We start from the raw sequence: 20,914 nt of genomic DNA, 5'->3' as shown, positions 1-20,914 counted from the left end.
ATTCTCCTGAGGCTGGGTTCGAGATGCGGGGGGCGGGATGCGACAAGGCCACTGCTGTGCCCGTGTGGTTGACCATCCTGCGGCTGGATCGGGCCCTGCGCACGCGCTGTTACCAGCGGTGACCGGGATCGTCGGTCGGTGTCGCTGTATGACGTTGCGTGTCGGCTCCCGGGGCGGACCTCGAATCAGGATCAGCACCGGGCTCGCGCTCTGCGGGATCGGGAAGCGGCTCATGGCGAGCCGCCCACGGATCGGGGTCGGCTCCGTTGACGTACCAGTCGCCGAGAAGCCTCGCCTTGTAACCACGGGGGTTGTGGGAGATGAGGGTACGGGCGTTGCGCCAGTGCCGATCGAGGCCTGCCCTGTGTTCGACCGACGAGGATCCGAGCGCGTCGAACAGCTCGGTCGAGGCGCGCAGGGCGGCGTCGGCAGTGACGATCTGGGCCTCGTAGGTGGCGACGGCGGCAGGATGCAGCAGGTCGCTGCCCCTCGCGTCCTCGGCGCGCAGCCCCTCGGCGCTCGCACGGGCGGCACGGAGGGCCTCCAGCCCGGCGTCGAGTTCGCGCGCCGCATGCACGACCACGGCTCGAGCCGCCGCGGCGGCGGCCGCCACGCCGCCGATCGTCTCCTGCACGATCGCGTCCTCCCTCGGCAGAGCGGCGAGACCCTGCGGATAGTTGCGCACCCGTGCACGGACGGCGGCAGCACCGTCATCCCGCGCTCCGACGGCCACACCCGCCACCGCGGCGACGAGCACCAGCTGGTAGATGGTCTCCTGGTGGGGCGAGCGACCTCCGTCCGGGAACACGGCGTCACCCGCGACGGGGACGTCTCGGAGCTCGGTCGTGCCGCTGGCGGTGAGCCGTTGGCCGATACCGCCCCAGTCGTCATGACGCACGACGCCCGCTTCCGAGGCATCGACGACCACGAGCACATCCGCGCCGTCATCCGTCTTCGCGGTCACCGTGATCCAGTCGGCGTAGAGGCTGCCGGTGCTGTAGTACTTGGTGCCGCTCACCGTCGGGGGCCGCGTCGACGCGTCGAAGCGCGTGCTGCTCCTGGCGCCTGGCACGGTGGCGCGTTCCGACCAGGCACCGCCGACGAAAGCGCCCTGGGCGATGCGGGCTATCCAGACGTCGTCAGCACCGCCCTCACGATGCCAGAGGCGGTCTTCCACGAAGGCGATGTGGTTGCGCCAGATCTGCGGAAGGTTGGCGTCGGCGGCACCGAGGTCGATGAGCAGCTCGACGAGCTCGCCGGCGGTCAACCCGCCTCCGCCTTCCGACACGTCGAGGCGCAGGGCGCCGAACCCCGCGGCGGCGAGGCGTCGGATCTCGTCGACGGGGAGCTCGCGCGAGGCCTCCCGCGACGCCGCACCCGCGGCGATCTCCGCGAAGAGCGGGGCGAATCGCTCGCGCGCCGCAGCGAGTCGGTCGGTCGACGCGGCAACGGGCGAGTCGACGGACGAGATGCTCGGAGCGGTGGCCGTGCTCATGCCGAGGCTCCGATCAGGCGGGAGTCCGCCGGTCGAGTGCCGCCCAGTCCGGTTCCGCCGCGATACCGCGCCGCCGGGTGGTCGTCAGGGAGACGCGCTCCGCCGCCGGTCAGCCGCTCGCGTAGGGTCTCGCCCGGCACGTAGGCGGTGCGCAGCCGTCCCCGCCGTTGGAGCTCGGGGACGACGAGCTCCACGAAATCCTGCAGGGTGTCGTAGCTGTGGTACTGGCGGAGGTTGATGCCGTCGATGCCCACCTCGTCGAGCCAGCGCTCGATCTCGTCGGCGACGACCTCGGGAGTGCCGACCGCGAAGAAGTCCTGCTCGAGCTCTGCGCCGACGCGTTCGATGAAATCACCCACGGTGCCCGACACCGACTGCGGAGGCAGCGTGTCATCCGGCAGACCCTCGGCGGCGAGCGCATCCGCGATCGTGCGCTCCGCCGGGTGCGCGGTGGGGTCGAACGGCAGGCTCGCATGCACGAACCGGCCGATGAGGCTCGCGTGCTCGCGATACTCCTGGGCCTTGCGCTCGGCCTCCTCCTGTGTCGGGGCGACGATCACGGCGGCCTGCACGACGATCTTCACCGAACTGCCGTCACGGCCGTTCCGCCTCGCCGAGTCACGGAACCGGTCGATCAGCGGTCCCGCGCCTCCGGGGCCGCGGACACCGGTGAACACCGCTTCAGCATGACGACCGGCGAAGTCGATGCCCGCGGGCGACGCGGTCGCGGTGAACAGCACAGGGGTGCGCTGCACGCTCGGCTCGGAGAGATGAGGGCCCGCGACCCGGAAGTACTCGCCCTCGTGGTCGATGTATCTGACCTTCGAGGGATCGGAGTACACCCCGGCCGCTCGGTCGCGGATCACGGCGTCGTCGTCCCACGATCCCTCCCAGAGCTTGTAGACGACGTCGAGGTACTCCTCCGCGATCGCGAAGCGCTCATCGTGCGGGATCTCCTCGGCCAGGCCGAAGTTCCGCGCCGCATTCGGCAGGTAGGACGTGACGATGTTCCAGGCCACGCGCCCGTTGGTGAGGTGGTCGAGGGTGCTCATCCGACGGGCGAACCCGAACGGCGGCTCGTAGCTCGTCGAGAAGGTGATGCCGAATCCGAGGTGCTCGGTCACCGCCGCCATCGCCGGGACGACGAGCATCGGATCATTGTTCGGGATCTGCAGCCCCTCGCGCAGGGCATCCGCGGGGCCACCGCGGAAGACGTCGTACGCACCGACGACGTCGGCGATGAAGATCGCGTCGAATCCACCCCGCTCGGCGGTGCGCGCGAGCTCCGTCCAGTACCGGATGTCCGTGTAGCGGTCGCGATTGTTCCCTGGCAGGCGCCACAGCCCGTGCGTGATGTGGCTCACGCAGTTCATCTCGAACAGGTTGAGGATGAGGGGCTTCGGCTCGGCCGATGTGCGGGCAGTGATGATCGTCTCCTCTGACAGCGGTGAACGGGCCTCACGACGCGAGCCCGGTGAATCAGCACACTAGGTCGCGACGGAGGTCGGATCCGCCCCGGTGTCATGAGGGGTAACCGGGGGTCATACGAGAACCTCTCCCTCGCCCGGATGGCCTTCTCACCCCATCCGATTCCTCGCGGGCTCCGAACAGGAGCAGATGGGCCCGTTCTCGCGCGCCCGAGAGGAGTTCCGATGATCGAATCGTCGACCCCGCCGCTCGCCGACCTCGACGGGTATCGCAACGTCACCGACCTGCTGGTCGCACGCGCAGCCGCAGCTCCCGATCACGTCGCCTTCGAGGTCAAAGGCGCGGATGCTCGAGGCCCGTGGCGCCCGATCACGACTCGGGAGTTCCTCACCCAGGTGCGCGCTCTGGCGAAGGGCTTCATCGCCCAGGGCGTGCGGGCCGGCGACCCCATCGCGATCATGGCGCCGACGCGCTACGAATGGGCCGTCGCCGACCTCGCCTCCTGGTTCGCCGGCGCCGTCGTCGTGCCGATCTACGAGACGTCATCGCCGTCGCAGGTCAATGCCATCGTCGCCGATGCCGGCGTGCGCCTGGCGATCGGCGGCACCACGGAGCACGCGGTGCTTCTGCGGGCGGCGCTCACGCAGACCGGACGGAACACTCTCGGCGCCTGGACGATGGATGCCGCAGCATCCGGCACGCTCTCCGACCTGGTCGCGCGGGGCGTCGACGTCGCCGACGACGAACTCGAGGCTCGCAGGACCTCGGCCTCGCAGGACGACCCCGCGACGATCGTCTACACCTCGGGCACCACGGGCGAGCCCAAGGGCGTCGTGCTCACGCACCGGAACTTCCTCGGGCAGGTCCTCAACATCGCCGCCGCGTATCGCGAGATCGTGAACGAGCAGGGCAACACCGTCATCTTCCTGCCCCTCGCCCACGTGCTGGCGCGCGGGCTGCAGCTGATCTGCCTGGCCAGCGGCATGCGCATCGCGCACCTCTCCGATCCCTCGACGGTCGTCGCGACCCTCGACACTCTGCGCCCGACATTCCTGGTCGTCGTTCCGCGGGTGCTGCAGAAGATCCAGGCCGCCGCGGCCGACAAAGCCGCCGAGAAGAAGCTCTCGGCGGTGTGGGCGAAGGCCCGGTCGACGGCCATCGCCTGGGGCCACCGCGCCGAACGGATCGACGCCGGCCGCCGTCTCCCGAAAGACCTCGGGCTCAGCCTGCGGCACCGCTTCTTCGACGCTCTCTTCTACCGCCGCCTCCGCACCGTGATGGGCGGGCGCGTCGGATACATCCTGTCGGGTGGAGCCGCGCTCGACGCCGAGCTCTCGCTCTTCTTCCGCGGCATCGGCGTTCCCGTCATCGAGGGCTACGGTCTCACCGAGACGACGGCGCCGCTCACCGGCAACCTGCCCGGTCGCATCGCCTCCGGCAGCGTCGGCTCGCCGCTGCCAGGGCTCACCGTGCGCATCAGCGACGACGGCGAGGTGCTCGCCAACGGCATCGGCGTCTTCGGCGGGTACCGCAACCCGGCCCACGACGAGGGTGCCTTCGTCGACGGCTTCTTCCGCACCGGCGACCTCGGGCGGCTCGACGACCAGGGCCGGCTCTTCCTCGAAGGCCGACTCAAAGACGTGATCGTGACCTCGAACGGCAAGACGGTGGTGCCGACGCGGTGGGAGAGCGCGGTCGAGGCGGATCCGCTCGTCTCGCACGCGGTGATGGTGGGCGAGGGCAAGCCGTATCTCTCGGCGCTTCTCGTGCTCGACCCCGAGCAGACCGTGGCCTGGGCGGCATCCGAAGGCGTCAGCATCCCTCCGATCGCCGAGGCCGACCTCCGCGCCGTGACCGACCCGACCCTGCGCGCTCGCCTGCAGAATGCCGTCGACGCCGCCAACGCACTCGTGGCCCGCAGCGAGCAGGTGCGCCGGTTCAGCGTCGTCTTCGCCGACCTCGACGACCGCGCGCTGGTCACACCGACCATGAAGCTCAAGCGGAGCGTCGTGCTGGATCGCGCCGCCGTCACCGTCGAAGACCTGTACCTCTGAGAAGCAGAAAGAGAACGATGTCCTCCCCCACCTCCTCCACCCCCAAGTCTTCGCGATCGTCTCTCATCGCGATCATCGTCGCGCTCGTCATCGGAGCCCTCGTCGCACTCGCCGGGAGCCAGGGCGGTGCGGCGATCGGCGGCATCCCGCTGTTCGCCCTCGCCGTCGCCGCGGCATTCGCCATCCAGGTCATCGCGTTCATCCCGGCGATGATCCTGCGCACCGAGCGGTTCTTCGACCTCACCGGCAGCCTCACCTTCCTGGCCATCTCGGTCACTCTCGTGCTGGTGACGCCTATGCCCGATGCGCGCAGCTGGATCCTCGCGGCGATGGTGATCCTGTGGGCCGCCCGCCTCGGATCCTTCCTCGCGATGCGCGTGCACAAGGCCGGATCCGACGGCCGCTTCGACGAGATCAAGGGCTCGCCCGTGCGCTTCCTGCAGGTGTGGGTGATCCAGGGTGCGTGGGTGTCGATCACGGCGGCGGCGGCATGGATCGCGATCAGCACGGATGCTGCGGCACGAGCGCCAATCGGATGGCTGACTGTCGTGGGCATCGTCGTGTGGCTGCTCGGCATGACCATCGAGATCGTCGCCGACGCACAGAAGTCGGCGTTCCGCGCCGACCCTAAGAACAAGGACGAGTTCATCCGTACCGGCCTGTGGTCGCGCTCGCGGCACCCGAACTACTTCGGCGAGATCGTCATCTGGGTGGGCGTGTTCCTGACCGCCGCACCCGTGCTCGCGGGGTGGCAGTGGGTCGCGATCCTGTCGCCGCTGTTCGTGATCCTGCTGCTCACCCGCGTGAGCGGCATCCCACTGCTCGAAGCGCGCGCCGAGAAGAAGTGGGGCGACCGCGCCGACTACGTCGAGTACCGCGAGAGCACGCCCTCGTTGATCCCACGCCTCACCCGGCCTGCCGTGCGGGAGCGTGCTGCGTAGAAAGCGCGGAGACCGGGTTCACGCGCGGGCAGCCGCCCTCAACGCGCGCAGATTGTCGTCGACCGTCCGGATGACATCTTCCGCCGTCGTGTCTCCCGGCCGTCGGCTGACCTTCAGCCCGAGTCGCTCGACCTGACCGGCGGAGGCGAGCGCGGCGGCGACGTGGGCCGCATCCAACAGCGAACCGGATGCGGGATCCGCTGCCGCGAGCGGCAGGTGCCCGTCCGTCCAGGCTGGGCCATAGGGGCCGTCGATCGCTGCCGACCCCGAGAACGTCAGCCCGGCGAGCCGACCGGTCGCCGCCGCCTCCGCGATCTGCCCGGTCACCGCGTCGGCGTCGCGCGTCTCGATCACCGAGCGACCCCAGTTCAGCCAGAGCGCCAGCGGAGCGTCGACCGAGAGCATCGCGCCGAGCTCGTCGTCCAGCGTCAGGAAGCCCTTCTCCCACGGGTGACCCGGCACCGCGGCGTCGCAGTGCTCGATGACGAGCCGCGCTCCCGCCCAGTCCCATCCGGTGATCTCGGCGAGCGATGCCGCCAGACGCGCTCGATCTCCTCCCCCCTGCGGGGCGGTGTGGAGCGCGACCACCGTGACCGAGGCATCGGTGTCGTGGTCGATCCGCCGCACGTCTCGGGCGACTGCGCGCAGGTCGGCGATGGCGGCGCGACGCCCGTCCTCATCCGGAGAGGCGATGCCGTAGCGGGCGTCGGCCGCACACCGCTTCATCACCCATGGCAGCGGGGTCACCGCGAGCTCGGCCGCGGCAGGCACGTGGCGCAGGAACCACCCCGGATCATGGGGGTGCAGGCCCCCGATCCACGGCACCTCGAGCCCCACGACATCGGGCAGCGCGCAGAGCGCGGGCAGGAGTTCGGCCTCGAGATCGGGATCCCAGGTCGCATGCGCGGGAGACACCGCGTAGGAGCTGACCAGCAGCGGTGCGAGCGGCTCGTTCATGACACCAGGTGGCGGTGCGCCTGAGTGTGCCGGTAGTACTCGGCGAGCGCGAGCCGGGACGCGGCCGCGTCATCGACGAGCACGGTGACGCGTCGGTGGTGTTGCAGGATCGTCGCGGGCCATCGGGCCGACACCGCCCCTTCGACGAGCTGCGCGACGGCCTCTGCCTTCGCCTCACCGGTCGCGACGAGCACGATGCGTCGCGCGTCCATGATCGTGCCGAGCCCCTGCGTGAGGCAGTGATACGGCACCGCGTCGACGTCGCCGCCGAAGAAACGGGCGTTGTCTTCACGGGTCTGTGCGGTGAGTGTCTTCACTCGGGTCCTCGACGCCAGCGACGAGCCGGGCTCGTTGAACGCGATATGCCCGTCCGTGCCGATGCCCAGGATCTGCAGGTCGACGCCGCCGGCATCGCGGATCGCCTTCTCATAGCCGGCACACGCCGCGTCGAGATCGGCGGCGTCACCGTCCGGCCCGCGCACCGCACCGGGGGCGAGATCGACGCGCGAGACGAAGTCCTCGTCGATCACCGTGCTGTAGCGGCACGGATGCCCCAGGGGCAGTCCGACATACTCGTCGAGCATGAACCCCCGAGCGCGCGCGAGGGAGAGCTCCCCGCGCTCGACGCGCTCGGCGACCGCGTCATAGATGCGCAGCGGACTCGATCCCGTCGCGAGGCCGAGCACGGCATCCGGCCGAGCTGCGATCAGGGCGGCGATGTCGTCGGCGACGATCTCGCCGATCTGGGCTTCGGGTGCGATGACGACGTCCATCAGCTCTCCTCGGTGAGTGCGGCGACGAACCATGACGTGATGGTCGCCGGGTGGGTGATCGCGGTGCCGACGCACACGGCGAACGCGCCGGCGGCGGCCGCTGCCGCCGCCTGCGCAGGCGAGTGGATCCGCCCCTCCGCCATGATCGGGGTGCTGCAGCGGGCGGTGAGGAGCGAGATCAGCTCGAGATCCGGCCCCTCGGTCTTCGGGCGCTCGGCCGTGTAGCCCGAGAGCGTCGTGCCGAGGATGTCCACGCCGGCCCGCTCGGCCGCCAGTGCGTCGTCGAGCGAGCCGCAGTCGGCCATGATCAGGGCGTCCGTGTGCTCGCGGAGCGCCGCGACCGTCTCGCCGAGACTCTTCCCGTCCGGCCTGTGCCTGCGGGTCCCGTCGATCGCGACGATGTCGGCACCTGCGTCAGCGACCGCCTTGGCGTGCTCGAGCGTCGGGGTGATGAAGACGTCGGCGTCGCCGTCCTTCCAGAGCCCGATCACCGGCACGGTCATCCCTGCGACGGCTCTGATGTCGTCGAGGCCCTGCACCCGGATGCCGGCGGCTCCGCCGACGACCGCCGCCTGCGCGACCTGCGCCATGGTGCGGGGATCGCGCATCGCCTCACCGGGGTAGGCCTGGCACGAGACGATGAGGCCCCCTCGCAGCTCGTCGAGGATGTCGATGGATGTCATATCGCCCTCCAGGCGGATGCTGCGGCGCCCCGCAGGGGCGCATCGTCACCGAGCGCGCCCGGCAGGATCGGAGTGGACTGCAGTGCATCGATGGCGTCGTCCGCGTACGCGCTCAGCATCGGCGTCCACCACGCGTCGCCGATCTTCGGCACTCCCCCGGTGATCACGATGCGCTCCGGGTCGAGGATGGTCGCGGCGCCGGCGAGCGCGCGCCCGACGGCAGCGGCGGACTCTCCGACGGCATGGATGGCGATCGGGTCGCCGTCGGCTGCGGCGGCTGCGACCCCGCGGGCGTCGATGATGTGCGGATCCCCGCCCAGCCACCGGAAGTGCGCGTGCAGACCGATGCCGGAGCCGATGGCCTCGAGATGCCCCATGCGACCGCAGGGGCAGCGCAGATGCTCGGCCCCCGGGGTCGGCAGGTGGGCGATCTCGCCGGCGACGTGGTGTGCGCCGCGCACGGCGCTGCCGTCGAGGATGAGCCCCGCCCCGACACCGGTTCCCACGGCGACGACGAGCACGCTGGCCGCACCGGCCGCCGCCCCGTGCCGGTGCTCGCCCTCGGCATGCGCGTCGACGTCGTTCTGCACGACGACCGGGGCGCGGGGCACCAGCAGGTCGCCCAGCGCCTCGCGCACCAGCTCGGCGACGGGGGTGCCCGGCCAGTCGGCGAAGGTGTCGGTCGCCGAGACGATCGTGCCGGTGACGGCGTTCACGACCCCGGCCGCGCCGATCCCGACGCCCGAGAAACGTGCGGGTGATCCGTCGAGAAGTCTCTGCGCCAGACCGGCGACGGTCGAGACGACCGCCGCCGGTCCTTCCGCTGCTCGCGTGGGCGCCGTCTCGGTGCACAGCAGCGTGTCGCCACGATCGGCGAGGGCGGCCGACGTCTTCGTGCCGCCGATGTCGACGGCCAGCACCACCTCGCGCGACTCCGCTGATCCGACATGATGCGCTGATCCGACATGATCCGCTGGCACGAGACGACGCGCCATCAGGAGACGACGACCGGCAGCATCCCCTGCTCCGAGAGGATCTGACGGATGCGCGTGACGGTGTCGGCATCGAGCGACTGCACGGTGTCGGCCATCGTCGCGTGGTCGATGATGCCGCGGGCATGCATGGCGGCCTTGAACGCGCCCACTCCGGTCGCGTCACCCGAGAGGCCCTGCGGCGCGAAGACGATGTCGAACGCGCGGTTGATGCGCTCCTGCTCGGTGCGCGCCTCTGTCCAGTCGCCGCGCTGCGTGGCATCCCACAGCCTGACGTAGCCCGCGGCCTCGACGTTCGCGAAGCCCGGCACCACACCGTCGGCTCCGGCCAGGGCCATCGCGTCGACGACGGCCTCATGGCCGGTGAGCAGCTGCAGCGGACGCCCGGCGGCGTCGTTCGCGGCGATCAGACGGCGGAACGAGACGTCATCGCCTGAGGAGTCCTTGACCCCGTGGATGACTCCCTCGGCGCCGAGTCGCACGAGCAGGTCGATGCCGAGCTTGGAGTGCACCCGCACGGGCACGTCGTACGCCCACAGCGGCACGTCGATCGCCGCGGCGATCGCCCGGAAGTGATCGGCGACCTCTGCGGCGGAATTCAGAGTGTAGAGAGGTGCCGTCGTGACGATCGCCTGTGCGCCGGCCGCCACCAGACGACGCGCGGTCTCGATGATGCGGGGAGCAGTCAGCTCGATCGCACCGGCGATGATCGGCACCCGACCGGCGTTCACCCTGACGATCGTGGTGAGCAGCTCGACGCGCTGGTCGTCGGTGAAGTAGGCGGTCTCGCCCGTCGACCCGAGCGCGAACAGACCCGAGACGCCCTCGGCGATCAGTCGCTCGACGAGACGCTCGAGCGAGACGTGGTCGATCGTGCCGTCGGGCAGCAGCGGGGTGGCGACGGGCGGGATGACACCGGTGAAGGTGACGGAGGAGGATGCAGCAGTCATTGTGTTCCGGTCGTTTCAGTTGGTCGGTTCGAGCAGCGAGGGCGCGGCGCCCAGCAGCGTTCTGGTGTATTCGTCGGAGGGCGCCTCGAACACGCGGGCGGCATCGCCGAACTCGACGACCCTCCCCCGGTTCATCACGGCGATCTCGTCTGAGAGGTAGCGGACGGTCTGGATGTCGTGCGAGATGAAGACCATGCCGAGGCCGAGCTGCTCCTTCAGGTCGGTGAGCAGGTTGAGGATCTGAGCCCGCACCGAGACGTCGAGCGCCGAGGTGGGTTCGTCGGCGACGATCACCTGCGGATCCAGCACCAGCGCCCTCGCGATCGCGACACGCTGACGCTGACCGCCGGAGAGCTGGCTGGGCAACGCCTCGAGTGCGGAGGCCGGCAGACCGACGAGTCCGATCAGATCGCGCACCTTGCGGTCACGGCTCGCCGGCGTGCCGAGCCGGTGCACCTGCATCGGGTCGAGCAGCGCATCGCGCACGGTCATCCGGGCGTTCAGAGCCGTGGCAGGGTCCTGGAAGACGACCGACAGGATCCGCCCGAGCCGTCGGCGCACGGCCGGCGTGAACGAGGTCACCGTCTCGCCGTCGAACACGACGCGGCCGCTGGTCGGCTTCTCGAGGCCGACCAGCACCTTGGCCGAGGTGGACTTGCCCGACCCCGACTCGCCGACGATCCCCAGGGTCTGCCCCCGTTTGACGGTGAGCGAGACACCGGCCAGTGCGTCGACGTACTTCGGCCTGAACAGCGACGACGCACGCGTCTTGTAGCGGACGTGGACGTCCTCGAGCTCGATGACGGTCTCGCTCATCGTCCTGCTCCGATCGCATCGATGGGCGCATCGTCCGGATGCGCCGAGTAGTAGTGCTCGGTTCCCTCGATCCGCCGGCGCACCGGCGCGACCCCCGCGTAGCGGGCCGGGTCGGACGAACGAGGAGCGAAGCGGTCGCCGGCGGGGAAGTCACGCGGCGACGGGACGACGCCGGAGACCTGGTGGAGCCTGTCGGAGCCCGCCTCGATCGACAGCACGGCGCCGAGCAGCCCCTGCGTGTACTCATGCACCGGCTGCGTCAGGATCTCGCGGGTCGTGCCCTGCTCGACGACCTGCCCCGCGTACATCACCGTGATGCGGTGGGTGAGCTCTGCGACGAGCGCGAGGTCGTGCGAGACGAAGACGAGAGCGAAGCCGAGCTCGCGCTGCAGCCGCATCAGCAGCTCGACGACCTGCGCCTGCACCGTGACGTCGAGAGCCGTGGTCGGCTCGTCGGCGATCACGAGGCGCGGGTCGCGGGTGAGCGCCATCGCGATCAGCACGCGCTGCCGCTGACCTCCCGACAGCTCGTGCGGATACGAGGCGAGGGTGCGCGCGGGGTCGAGACCCACCAGCTCGAGCAGGTCCTCGGCCGTGCGGGTGCCACCCCTCGAGGTGAGCTGCTTCATCTGCGAGCGAATGAGCATCGCCGGATTCAGCGAGCTCAGCGCATCCTGGTAGATCATCGCGATGTCATGCCCTCGCAGCGCGTTGCGCCTCTTGGGGGTCATCTGCAGCAGATCCTGGCCGTCGAAGAGGATGCGTCCTCGAACGTCGGCCTTCGGGTCGAGCAGGCCCATGATGGCCAGCGAGGTGATCGACTTGCCGCAGCCCGACTCGCCCACCAGCGCCATGGTCTCGCCGGGGCGCACCGTGAAGCTGACATGGTCGACCACGTCGACGTCGCCGTGCCGCGGGAACGAGATGCAGAGGTCCTGCACATCGAGCAACGGGGTCTCGTCGCCCGCGTAGACGAGCCGATCGGTGCGGGAGAGCTCGCGCTGCCGCAGAACGGCTAGCCGCTCGGAGAGAGGCACCGCGGGTGCCACCGGCACCAGCACGTCCGGCACGCCGCTCGGAACGGAGAGATTGACGGCGGTGTCGACCGTGACGATCACATTCGTGTCGTCGTGGCCGGCGGCCGCCTCTTCGAGCTCGTGCGTCGACTCCTCGGTGTTCGCGGCATCGGCGGTGATCTTTCGTGCCCGCGGCGACACCATCGCATCGGTCATCCCCTCGGAGAGGATGTTGAGGCAGAGCACCGTCAGCATGATGAGGATGCCGGGGAAGAACGTCGCCCACCACGCCCCGCTCATCAGCAGGTTGCGACCGGCGGCGATCACGTTGCCCCACGACGGCTCGGGGTCGGGCACGCCGGCCTGCAGGAACGACAGCGACGCCTCGAAGACGATCGCGTCGGCGACGAGCACGGTCGCGAAGACGAGCACCGGGGCCATCGCGTTGCGGGCGACGTGCTTGGCGATGATCCTCGGAGTGCCCGCGCCCATGACGCGCACGGCCGAGACGTAATCCTCGCCGTACTGATCGAGGATGTTGGCGCGGATGATGCGGGTGAGCTGCGGCACATAGAGGAAGGCGATCGTGAGCACGAGCACCGGCAGCGACTTGCCGAACACCGCCACGAACACCGCGGCGAGCGCGATGCCCGGGAAGGACATCACCACGTCCATCACCCGCATGAGGGTCTCGGAGATCCACCGAGGGGCGGTGGCGGCGATGGTGCCGAACACGCAGGCCGCGGCGAGTGCGACCAGGGTCGCGCCGAGCCCGATCACCAGGGAGTACCGGGCGCCGTACACCAGTCGGGAGAAGATGTCGCGGCCCTGGCGGTCGGTGCCGAACCAGTGCTCCGCGCTCGGTGGCTGCACCGGGGCACCGGATGCCAGCGGGTCGAACGGCGCGATCAGGGGTGCGGCGATCGCGGCCAACGCGATCACTGCGAGCACCACGATGCAGATCAGGGAGCCGAGGGACAGGCCGCCGAGGCGGAGTCCCGGGAGCGAGAGTCGTTCAGTCAGTTTGCGTCGCATGTCACACCGCCCGGATTCGGGGATTGATGAGCACGTACAGGAGGTCGACGATGATGTTGATCACCACGAAGGCCAGTGACACTGCGAGAGTCACGCCCTGCACGAGATTGGGTTCGTTGTTGGTCACGCCGTTGAGGATCAGGGTGCCCATGCCGGGGATCGCGAAGATGATCTCGATCACCACCGCCCCGCCGATGAGGTAGCCGATGCGCAGACCGAGCACGGTCACGGGCGTGATCAGGGCGTTGCGCAGCACGTTGCGACCGACGACGACGGTCCGCGGGATGCCGGCGCCGAGTGCCGTGCGCACGTAGTCCCGGTCGAGCTCCTCGACCATCGAGGTGCGCACGACGCGGGAGAGCTGACCGATCACCGGAACGGCGAGCGCGATGGCCGGCAGCGCCATGCGGGCGAGCCACCCTGTCGGGTCGGCCCACGGATCGGGCAGGGGACCGGACGCGGGCAGCACGTTCAACCCGAGGGTGAAGAGCTGGATGAGCAGGATCGCGAGCCAGAACGAGGGCGTCGACAGCGACGCCACCCCGATGATGCGGATGAGCTGGTCGGGCCAGCGGTCACGATAGACGGCGGCGAGGACGCCGATCACGAAGGCGACGATGACGGCGATGAGGAGGCCGAGGAAGGTCAGCGCCAGCGTGACGGGGAACGCACGGACGACCTCGTCGATCACCGGAAGGCTCCGCGCCGAGTAGGTGCCGAGGTTGCCCTGCAGCAGCCCCACCAGGAAGGTGAAGTAGCGCACGAGCAGCGGCTGATCGAGGCCGTACTGCTCCCGGTACGCCTGCAGCGCCTCCGGGGATGCGGTCTCGCCGAGCGCGGTGCGTGCCGGGTCGACGGGCGAGAACGACATCACGAAGAAGACGAGGAACGTGATGCCGAGGATCATGAACGGCAGCTGCAGCAGCCGTCGTCCGATGAGGCGGAGCGTGTTGGACACGTGCCGCTCCTTCCAGGTTCGGGGAGGTGTGGCGGGGATGCGCTCGGGCGCGCACCCCCGCCGTGGAGACCGGGACTACTTCGCCGCCACGCCGACGTCGAGGAACGACAGGCCGGTGGTGGGGACGGGAGCGAAGCCGATCAGCTCCTGGCTGCTCCACGCGGTGGGCAGCTTGCGGTGGAACAGCGGGTAGAGCACGGCCTCATCGGCGATCAGGTCGTACGCCTTGTCCCACGTGGCCTGCTGCTCGTCGCCCTGCTGCTGCACGGCGTCGTCGAGGAGCGTGCGCAGCTCGGCGTACTCGGCCGAATCGGCCCAGTTGGTGCGGGTCTGGGTCCAGACGTTCTCGCCGTACCACCAGTTCATGAGCAGGTCGGGGTCGACGCCGAAGACCGACGGGTCTCCCGGAGCGATCGCGACCGTGTAGTCGCCGGAGTCGACCTTCTCGTACATGGAAGCGGACTGCCCGATGTCGAGCGTCGTGTCGATTCCGATGGCGTCGAGCGACTCCTTGATCAGGGGTGCGACCTCCTTCACCCAGCCGGTGTCGGTGGTGAGCAGCGTGATCGACAGGTCGTCGACGCCCGCCTCGGCGAGCAGCTCTTCGGCCTTCTCGGGGTCGTAGCTGTAGACCGTCGAGGCCTCGTTGTAGTTCGGGTACGTCTCGGGCAGGAACGACGTGGCGGGGGTGGCGTTGCCGAGCATCCCCGTCTCGATGATCTTGTCCATGTCGAGCGCGTAATGCATGGCCTGGCGCACCCGGACGTCGTCGAACGGCGCGGCCTTCGTGTTGAACATCATGAACAGCAGCCCGAACGACTGCACGCTCTCGACATCGGCGGCGGATGCGAGCGAGTCGACGTCGATGTAGGGCACGTCCTCCATCGCCTGGATCGTGCCGGTCGACATAGCCGTGACTCGGGCTGAGGCATCGGACAGCAGGTTCCAGTTCATGCCCGCGGCGAGTGCCGGGTGCGGTCCGTTGTAGTCGTCGTAGCGCTCGAAGACGAGCTTGTCCTCGGGGACGGCGGAGACCAGCGAGTAGGGACCGGAGCCGACGGGGTTCGCACCGAAGCCCTCGGGGTCTGCTTCGACGACCGCCTTGGGCACGATCTTGACGACGCCGAGGCGCTCTTCGATGAGGGAGAACGGATAGTCGGTCGTGATCCGCACCGTGTCCTCGTCGACCGCGGTCACCGTGTCGACGAAGTCGATGAAGGTCCGGAACAGCGAGTTGTTGTCGGGGTTCAGGACGCGCTCGTAGCTGAAGACGACGTCGTCTGCGGTGACCGGGTCGCCGTTCTGGAACGTCGCGCCCTCGCGCAGGTCGATCTCGTACGTGGTGTCATCGACCTTGGTCGGGAGGTCGGCGGCGAGTGCGGGGGCGGCCTCCTGCGTGACGGGGTCGAGGTCGACGAGGCCCTCGAAGACATGCCAGTTCGCAGACACCGTGACGGCGCCGGAGGCGACCATCGGGTCGAAGCTGCCGTTGAGCGTGTACGAGATGCCCGCTTCGATGATCGCGTCGGGATCGACGGCGCCGGCGGACGCGCCGTCGTCGGGTGCGGGGGTCGCTCCGGCGGCGCAGCCGGCCAGGACGGCGGAGGCGGCGACGGTGCCGGCGACCAGTGTCGTGAATCGACCCGCACGGCGGCGGGTGACGTGTCGGTTCATGTGTGCTCCAGGGTGGGTGGGGGACATCTTGAGGACATCTGATGTCTGATGTACTCTAAACACACGATCGGTCGAATCACAAGAGTGAGATGATCGGAGCGTTTCAGTCGGGACGAGAGGGAGACCAGATGAAGTCCACCACGAGTAGGGCATCGCGGATGCGGCGCTCGACGACGGCGGATCAGATCAAGCAGCTCATCATCGCCCGCGGGCTGACACCCGGAGACCCCCTTCCGACCGAGGCCGAGCTCTGCGAAGAGCTCGATGTGTCTCGCTCGTCGGTCAGGGAGGCGATCCGCACCCTGTCGACTCTCGACATCGTCGATGTGCGGCACGGCCACGGCACCTACGTCGGCCCGATGTCACTGGATCCGATGGTCGAGGCACTGGTCTTCCGAGGGGTCCTCTCCCCCGAAGGGTCTCTGCAGTCGCTGCGAGAGGTCGTCGAAGTGCGCCTGGCGCTCGACCTCTCGATGGCCGAGCGTGTCGTGGCGGCCGCCCAGGTCGATGCCGGCGGAGAGCTCGACGAGCTCGTCGCCGAGATGGTCGACAAGGCGAGCAGAGGCGAGCGCTTCCTCGAGGCCGACCGCCTGTTCCACACCAAGCTCTTCGACGCGATCGGCAACCGACTCGTCGGGCAGCTCGTCGGCGCCTTCTGGGACGTGCACACAGCCGTGCTGCCGCAGCTCGACATCGATCAGCCCGACGACATCCATCAGACCGCGGTGGCGCACGGCGACATGCTCGCCGCCGTGCGGGCCGGGGACGTCGACGCCTACCGCGCGGCCGTGATCGAGCACTACCGACCACTGCAGCGCGTCCTCGCGCAGGCCGAGAGCTCGCACGCCTGAGTCGAGTGCGCCTCAGCGCGCTCGGAACTCGCGCGGCGTGGTGCTCGCCCCTCAGGCGAAGTCGAGTTCTCCCCGCACGATCGAATCCCCCGAGTGCGCCGGATCGCCGTCCACCGGCTCGAAGGAGATGTCGACCAGGCGGTACTCGTCGAGGTCGACGCCGTCGGGCACACGGAAGGTGCCCGATGCGTCGTCGAGCACGCCGAGGCTGATCAGCGCCTGCCCGTCTTCGCGGATCAGCCACACCTCGCGGTAGTCACCGTCTGCAAGCTCATCGCCTTCGAGCGTCACCGTGAGCGTGCGCCGGCCGTCGCCGTCGTCGTCGACCTCCGCCTGCCCGACCGCATCGGGGTGATCGGGGAACGCCGCGAGCTCGGCCGAGGCGATCACGGCAGACGAGGGCGTCAGCGCACGGGCGATCCAGACACCGGCGCCGATCGCGACGACGAGCGCCATCGACGCGGCGAGGATCCAGACGGATGCCGAGGAGCGACGACGCGAGCGCACGCGAGCACGCTGACGCGGATGCCCGGCATCCGCAGCAGCCGGCTCCGAATCCGGCTCGAGCTCGGGCTCCGGCTCGGGCTCCGGCGGGGGTTCGAGCTCGCCAGCGATGGACGCGGGATCGGCAGCGACCACCTCGGTCAAACCGAGCTCGCCATGGATCCGCGACCACACGTCTGCCGGCGGGGCTTCCAGGTCGCCCTCGACGACGCTGGATCGCGCCACGAGCGCCACGCGGGACATCTCGGCGACCTCTGCCGCACAGGACTCGCATTCGACGAGGTGCTGCATGTCCGCATCGGAGCCGACCGGCTCACCCATCGCGATCAGGGCGATCTTCTCGTCATCGAGATGTGACATGGTTCACCTCCAATCGGTCGCGCATTCGGGCAAGACTTCGGCGGATATGGCTCTTCACGGTGCCGAGCGGCATCCCCATTCTGCGTGAGATCTCTTCGTGGGTCAGGTCATCGTAGAAGGCCAGTCGCATGACCGCCTGCGCGTCCGGTGCGAGCTGCTGCAGCTCGCTCGAGAGCAGCAGCGTCTCAGACAGATCGATCGACTCCGAGACGAGTGCGTCCGGTGGAGTGAGGCGCTCCATCTCGGCCTGCAGCTGCTGCACCTTGGCCCGCGTCTCGAACGTGTCGGCGATCCGGCGCCGCGCGATCGCGATCAGCCAGGTCGACAAGCGCGCCTTCGATGAGTCGTATCCGGCGCGCGAGTTCCAGGCCGACACGAACGTGCGCTGTGTGACGTCCTCGGCGTCCCCCCGGTCGCCGAGCGAACGAAGCGCAAGGGTGAAGACGACCGGCGACCAGCGTCGGTAGAGCTCCGCGAGTGCCTGCTCGTCGCCCGCGACGAAACGTCGATCGAGCGCTGCCTCGGCTTCGGTGGTCTCATCCACCCGGAGTCTCCTCTCCATGGTGATCACCCCGCCTCATCGCGGGACCGCCACAGCCACCACGTTATCGCGGTAGTGGCCGGTCTGGCTGTCGAAGGGGCCGCCGCACGTCACGAGAACCAGGGCGGAGGGCCCGCCGCGCTCGAAGAGCTCAGCCGTGGGGAGCGAGGTCTTCTCGTAGTAGGTCAGGGATTGGACCACGAACTCGCGACTCGTGCCGTCTGCCGCGGTGAGGCGGACGGCCTCGCCTGCGGGCACGTCCCGCAGGCGAGCGAGCGGTCCGATCGGATAGTCGACCGCGTCGACGTGCGCTGCGATCAGAATCCGGCCGCTCGTGCTCGTGGCATCCGCCCCGTATCGGTACCACCCGGCGACGGCCGGGTCGGTCGGCAGCTCCATCTGTCCGGTGTCGGCCACCCCGACGTCCGTCACCGGCATGTCGATGGCGAGCGACGGGATGGCCAGACTCACGGGAGCGACGGATGCCTCCGGGGTGGGGAGAGCACCCGGCCGCACCTCGACGTCTCTCGTGGGGGTGGCGGTGGGGGGCGAAGTGGGAGGGACGGGCGGTGGAGTCGTGGGGGGCGACTCCGAGGAAGGAGGGAGTTCCGCGCCCGCCCCTCCCGGTGCGCACGCCACGAGGCACGCCGCAGTGACCAGGGCGCCCAGCGTCAGGATGACGCGGCGCAGACCGGCTTCTCGCGGCGTGCCTCGGAGCATCAGCGCACCGTCTGGCGACGACGGACGATCAGACCCGCACCCACGGCGGCCGAGATCGCGAGGGCGACGAGACCCGCCGAGAGAAGCGTGGTCACCGATGCGTCCTGCTGGGCGAGGTAGCCCGCGGTGCCCGAGGGCACTCCGTCGGGGTTCGAGTGCAGTCCCGAGATCGTCTGCGCGGCGATCGCGAGGTTGCCGTCTTCGGCACTGCCCCAGGCATAGACGATCGTGTTGACGCCCTCTTCGATCGCGACGTCCGCCGGGCCGATGACCGGGTCGGTCGTGCCCGTGAGTGCCACGGCGGCCGACACGGTTCCCGCGGGCAGGTCGAGCTTCGCCTCGTTCGGGTTCGTGAGGTTCTCGATCACGGGCGAGCCGCCGGCGAGGATGTCGACCGCGGGTGCCGCAGCCGTGTGACGCACCGTCAGCCTGCCCTGGCCGGGTGCCGTCTGCGAGATGTCGTTCGTGAACAGGTTGAGGCCGGGTTCGCCCGCTTCGGTCAGGTGGGCCACGGCGGTGTAATTCCCGCCCGCGTCGAGAGCGATCGTCGCGGGTCCGAGGATGGGAGCGCTCGCGTCTGCGGCATCGGGAGCGGTGAGGGCGACCTCATACGATCCGGCCGGCAGCTCGAGCGGACCGGCCAGGTCGCCGGGGGCGAAGTCGTCGAGGGTCAGCTCGCCGTTGACGTACACGTCGACCGGGGTGTCGGGGATCGCGTGCAACACGGAGAGCTGAGCCGCCTGGGTGGTGGCGGCGCCGGCCGGCAATGCCAGGCCGAGAGCGGTGATCATTCCGACGGCGAGGCCGGCGGCGACTGTCTTGCGCATCTGTTCCTCCTGTACCCGGACCGCCCTGTGCGGCCCTTCATAGGAGTTGTTCCCCAGGAACCCGGGTTTTGGATGCAGGTGGATGAAGATTCTTCTCAGAGCCTGTCGGCGATGACCTCGAACGTGCGCTCGGGATCCTCGAGCCGCGTCAGTCTGCCCGCGCGGCGCGCTTCGCCTCTTGGAAGACCCGGATCGCCTCGTACCTCTCGGCCGAGCGCGCCTGTCGCTTCTCGCGCTGCTCGATCTCGGCGACGGCGCGGTCGAACACTTCCTGGTTCGCCCTCGACGGCGCGTTCGTGCCCGAGATCTTGCGCACGAACTGCACGGCGGCCTCGTGGCACTCGTCGTCGGTCGCGGGCGGTGCGAGGTTGTTCAGCGGAATGATGTTGCGGCACATGCCTGCCAGGCTAGATCGCTGAGCGCCGGAGTCAAGAGGTGCGGCGGAGTCAGTCCGAGCCGCTGTCGAGGAAGACCGCGACGCGGTCGCCGTCGCCGTCGAGAACGAACTGCAATGCGGCGCCCTCGGGGTAGCGGTCGATCAGCTCGTCGGGAGCATCGCCGTCGATCGGCATCGCGAAGGTCGCCGTGAACGATCCGACGCTGCACGCCCCCCAGATCCGCCCGCTGACATACGACGATCCGTCGGGGTCCGCTTCCGGCGGCACGTCCTCCGTCGGGACGCCATTGAGGCAGCGATCCTCGGACGACCGATCCCCCGACTCCGAGACCCACCCGGGGGTCGCGAAGATCGTCAGGCCGTAGAACTCGACCGCCGCGACGTCCGCCTCCGCTCCGAACCACCCGGGCGGCACGGCTCCCGTGCGCGTCAGCTCGAGCGCCGCGATCTGCGGCGCGCCCGCGGCCGACGACACCGGAGGGATCGACGCGAACGCGTAAGTGATCATCGCTGCGAGCGCGGCAGCCATGATGACGGATGCCGCCCACAGCGGCGCCCGCCACCGCGCCAGGCGCCCAGGCTGCCGGGGCGCATCGGTCGGAGCATCACGTGCGATCGGCTCCTCCCACGTGGCTTCGTCGCCGAGCCGGTCGAGAAGGTCGCTGCTCTCTCGTGCGGCATCGGCCGAGGGATGCACGACGCGCAGCTCGGCGGCCTCGCCATCTGCTCCGGAGTCGGCGATCGCCGCGTGATCGCGGCCCCCGCGCCGGACAGCCGCTGCACTGCGTGAGGATTCGAGCTCCTCGAGCCGCCGGACCGCGGAGGGGTCGGTCGCGATGTCGGCATGAGGGCCGTACGCGCGAGCACGAAGCTCGCGCAGCTCTTCGTCGGCGGCGGCATCCATCTCGGGCATCGTCTCATGCCCTCCTCCCCGCGCACAGC

Annotated in this window: 20 protein-coding genes; 3 read left to right on the top strand and 17 right to left on the bottom strand. The window is 69.6% G+C overall.

Annotation, left to right across the window (positions count from 1 at the left end; translation table 11 throughout):
* Positions 1–109 precede the first annotated feature (109 nt).
* Together OB895_RS12995 and OB895_RS12990 are read right to left on the bottom strand one after the other, a co-directional pair.
* A complete protein-coding gene (locus tag OB895_RS12995) occupies positions 110–1,495 on the bottom strand; it encodes an acyl-CoA dehydrogenase family protein (protein WP_311877906.1) in 1,386 nt (461 codons plus the stop codon).
* A complete protein-coding gene (locus tag OB895_RS12990) occupies positions 1,492–2,877 on the bottom strand; it encodes an LLM class flavin-dependent oxidoreductase (RefSeq protein WP_311879925.1) in 1,386 nt (461 codons plus the stop codon). Before OB895_RS12990 ends, OB895_RS12995 begins: the two co-directional genes overlap by 4 nt.
* Before the next feature lie 270 nt (positions 2,878–3,147).
* On the opposite strand from OB895_RS12990, the gene OB895_RS12985 reads away from it, so the two are divergent.
* On the top strand, positions 3,148–4,977 hold the full coding sequence (locus OB895_RS12985; RefSeq protein WP_311877905.1) for an AMP-dependent synthetase/ligase: 1,830 nt from the start codon (positions 3,148–3,150) through the stop codon (positions 4,975–4,977).
* A gap of 17 nt (positions 4,978–4,994) precedes the next feature.
* Entirely contained in the window at positions 4,995–5,918 is a 924-nt protein-coding gene (locus OB895_RS12980) for a DUF1295 domain-containing protein (protein ID WP_311877904.1), read from the top strand.
* An 18-nt stretch (positions 5,919–5,936) separates the two neighbouring features.
* On the opposite strand, the gene OB895_RS12975 is transcribed toward OB895_RS12980, so the two are convergent.
* The 9 genes from OB895_RS12975 to OB895_RS12935 all read right to left on the bottom strand — a co-directional run bounded on the left by OB895_RS12975 (position 5,937) and on the right by OB895_RS12935 (position 15,772).
* Positions 5,937–6,875, bottom strand: a complete 939-nt coding sequence (locus OB895_RS12975) for a DUF4862 family protein (RefSeq protein ID WP_311877903.1) — start codon at positions 6,873–6,875, stop codon at positions 5,937–5,939.
* Positions 6,872–7,648, bottom strand: a complete 777-nt coding sequence (gene nagB, locus OB895_RS12970) for a glucosamine-6-phosphate deaminase (RefSeq protein WP_042536871.1) — start codon at positions 7,646–7,648, stop codon at positions 6,872–6,874. The genes OB895_RS12975 and nagB overlap by 4 nt, the downstream gene beginning before the upstream one ends.
* Positions 7,648–8,331, bottom strand: a complete 684-nt coding sequence (locus OB895_RS12965) for an N-acetylmannosamine-6-phosphate 2-epimerase (RefSeq protein ID WP_311877902.1) — start codon at positions 8,329–8,331, stop codon at positions 7,648–7,650. Before OB895_RS12965 ends, nagB begins: the two co-directional genes overlap by 1 nt.
* Positions 8,328–9,326, bottom strand: a complete 999-nt coding sequence (locus OB895_RS12960) for an ROK family protein (protein WP_311877901.1) — start codon at positions 9,324–9,326, stop codon at positions 8,328–8,330. Before OB895_RS12960 ends, OB895_RS12965 begins: the two co-directional genes overlap by 4 nt.
* Positions 9,326–10,273: a dihydrodipicolinate synthase family protein gene (locus OB895_RS12955; RefSeq protein WP_311877900.1), complete on the bottom strand. Its 948-nt coding sequence runs from the start codon at positions 10,271–10,273 to the stop codon at positions 9,326–9,328. Before OB895_RS12955 ends, OB895_RS12960 begins: the two co-directional genes overlap by 1 nt.
* A 15-nt stretch (positions 10,274–10,288) precedes the next feature.
* A complete protein-coding gene (locus tag OB895_RS12950) occupies positions 10,289–11,089 on the bottom strand; it encodes an ABC transporter ATP-binding protein (RefSeq protein WP_042536874.1) in 801 nt (266 codons plus the stop codon).
* Positions 11,086–13,140, bottom strand: a complete 2,055-nt coding sequence (locus OB895_RS12945; protein ID WP_042536875.1) for a dipeptide/oligopeptide/nickel ABC transporter permease/ATP-binding protein — start codon at positions 13,138–13,140, stop codon at positions 11,086–11,088. Before OB895_RS12945 ends, OB895_RS12950 begins: the two co-directional genes overlap by 4 nt.
* Position 13,141: 1 nt before the next feature.
* Positions 13,142–14,098, bottom strand: a complete 957-nt coding sequence (locus OB895_RS12940) for an ABC transporter permease (protein WP_042536877.1) — start codon at positions 14,096–14,098, stop codon at positions 13,142–13,144.
* Between the two features lie 75 nt (positions 14,099–14,173).
* On the bottom strand, positions 14,174–15,772 hold the full coding sequence (locus OB895_RS12935; protein ID WP_042536879.1) for an ABC transporter substrate-binding protein: 1,599 nt from the start codon (positions 15,770–15,772) through the stop codon (positions 14,174–14,176).
* Between the two features lie 128 nt (positions 15,773–15,900).
* Here OB895_RS12935 and OB895_RS12930 point away from each other — a divergent pair, with 128 nt between their 5' ends.
* Positions 15,901–16,623 (top strand): FadR/GntR family transcriptional regulator, encoded by a 723-nt coding sequence (locus OB895_RS12930; protein WP_042536924.1) that lies wholly within the window; start codon positions 15,901–15,903, stop codon positions 16,621–16,623.
* Between the two features lie 51 nt (positions 16,624–16,674).
* On the opposite strand, the gene OB895_RS12925 is transcribed toward OB895_RS12930, so the two are convergent.
* From OB895_RS12925 to OB895_RS12900, 6 genes are all read right to left on the bottom strand, one after another.
* Positions 16,675–17,487 (bottom strand): anti-sigma factor, encoded by an 813-nt coding sequence (locus OB895_RS12925; RefSeq protein ID WP_079113755.1) that lies wholly within the window; start codon positions 17,485–17,487, stop codon positions 16,675–16,677.
* Positions 17,471–18,031 carry an RNA polymerase sigma factor gene (locus OB895_RS12920; RefSeq protein ID WP_153302264.1) on the bottom strand — a complete coding sequence of 187 codons (561 nt, stop codon included), beginning with the start codon at positions 18,029–18,031 and terminating at the stop codon, positions 17,471–17,473. Before OB895_RS12920 ends, OB895_RS12925 begins: the two co-directional genes overlap by 17 nt.
* 33 nt (positions 18,032–18,064) lie before the next feature.
* The gene (locus OB895_RS12915) at positions 18,065–18,748 is read right to left on the bottom strand and encodes a class F sortase (protein WP_228385593.1); all 684 of its coding nucleotides are present in this window, start codon (positions 18,746–18,748) and stop codon (positions 18,065–18,067) included.
* Complete coding sequence (locus OB895_RS12910; protein ID WP_056374722.1) at positions 18,748–19,575, bottom strand: DUF4397 domain-containing protein; 828 nt, start codon at positions 19,573–19,575, stop codon at positions 18,748–18,750. The genes OB895_RS12915 and OB895_RS12910 overlap by 1 nt, the downstream gene beginning before the upstream one ends.
* A 148-nt stretch (positions 19,576–19,723) precedes the next feature.
* Positions 19,724–19,972: a DUF2277 domain-containing protein gene (locus tag OB895_RS12905; RefSeq protein WP_079113757.1), complete on the bottom strand. Its 249-nt coding sequence runs from the start codon at positions 19,970–19,972 to the stop codon at positions 19,724–19,726.
* A 49-nt stretch (positions 19,973–20,021) separates the two neighbouring features.
* Positions 20,022–20,885, bottom strand: coding sequence for a hypothetical protein (locus tag OB895_RS12900; RefSeq protein ID WP_079113758.1), 864 nt, complete (start codon positions 20,883–20,885; stop codon positions 20,022–20,024).
* Between the last annotated feature and the right edge of the window lie 29 nt (positions 20,886–20,914).

Origin of the sequence: Microbacterium forte, assembly GCF_031885415.1 — a bacterium.
Lineage (GTDB): Bacteria > Actinomycetota > Actinomycetes > Actinomycetales > Microbacteriaceae > Microbacterium > Microbacterium forte.
The sequence above is the reverse complement of the archived record's forward strand: the minus strand, read 5'-3'. Positions and strand labels throughout refer to the sequence as shown.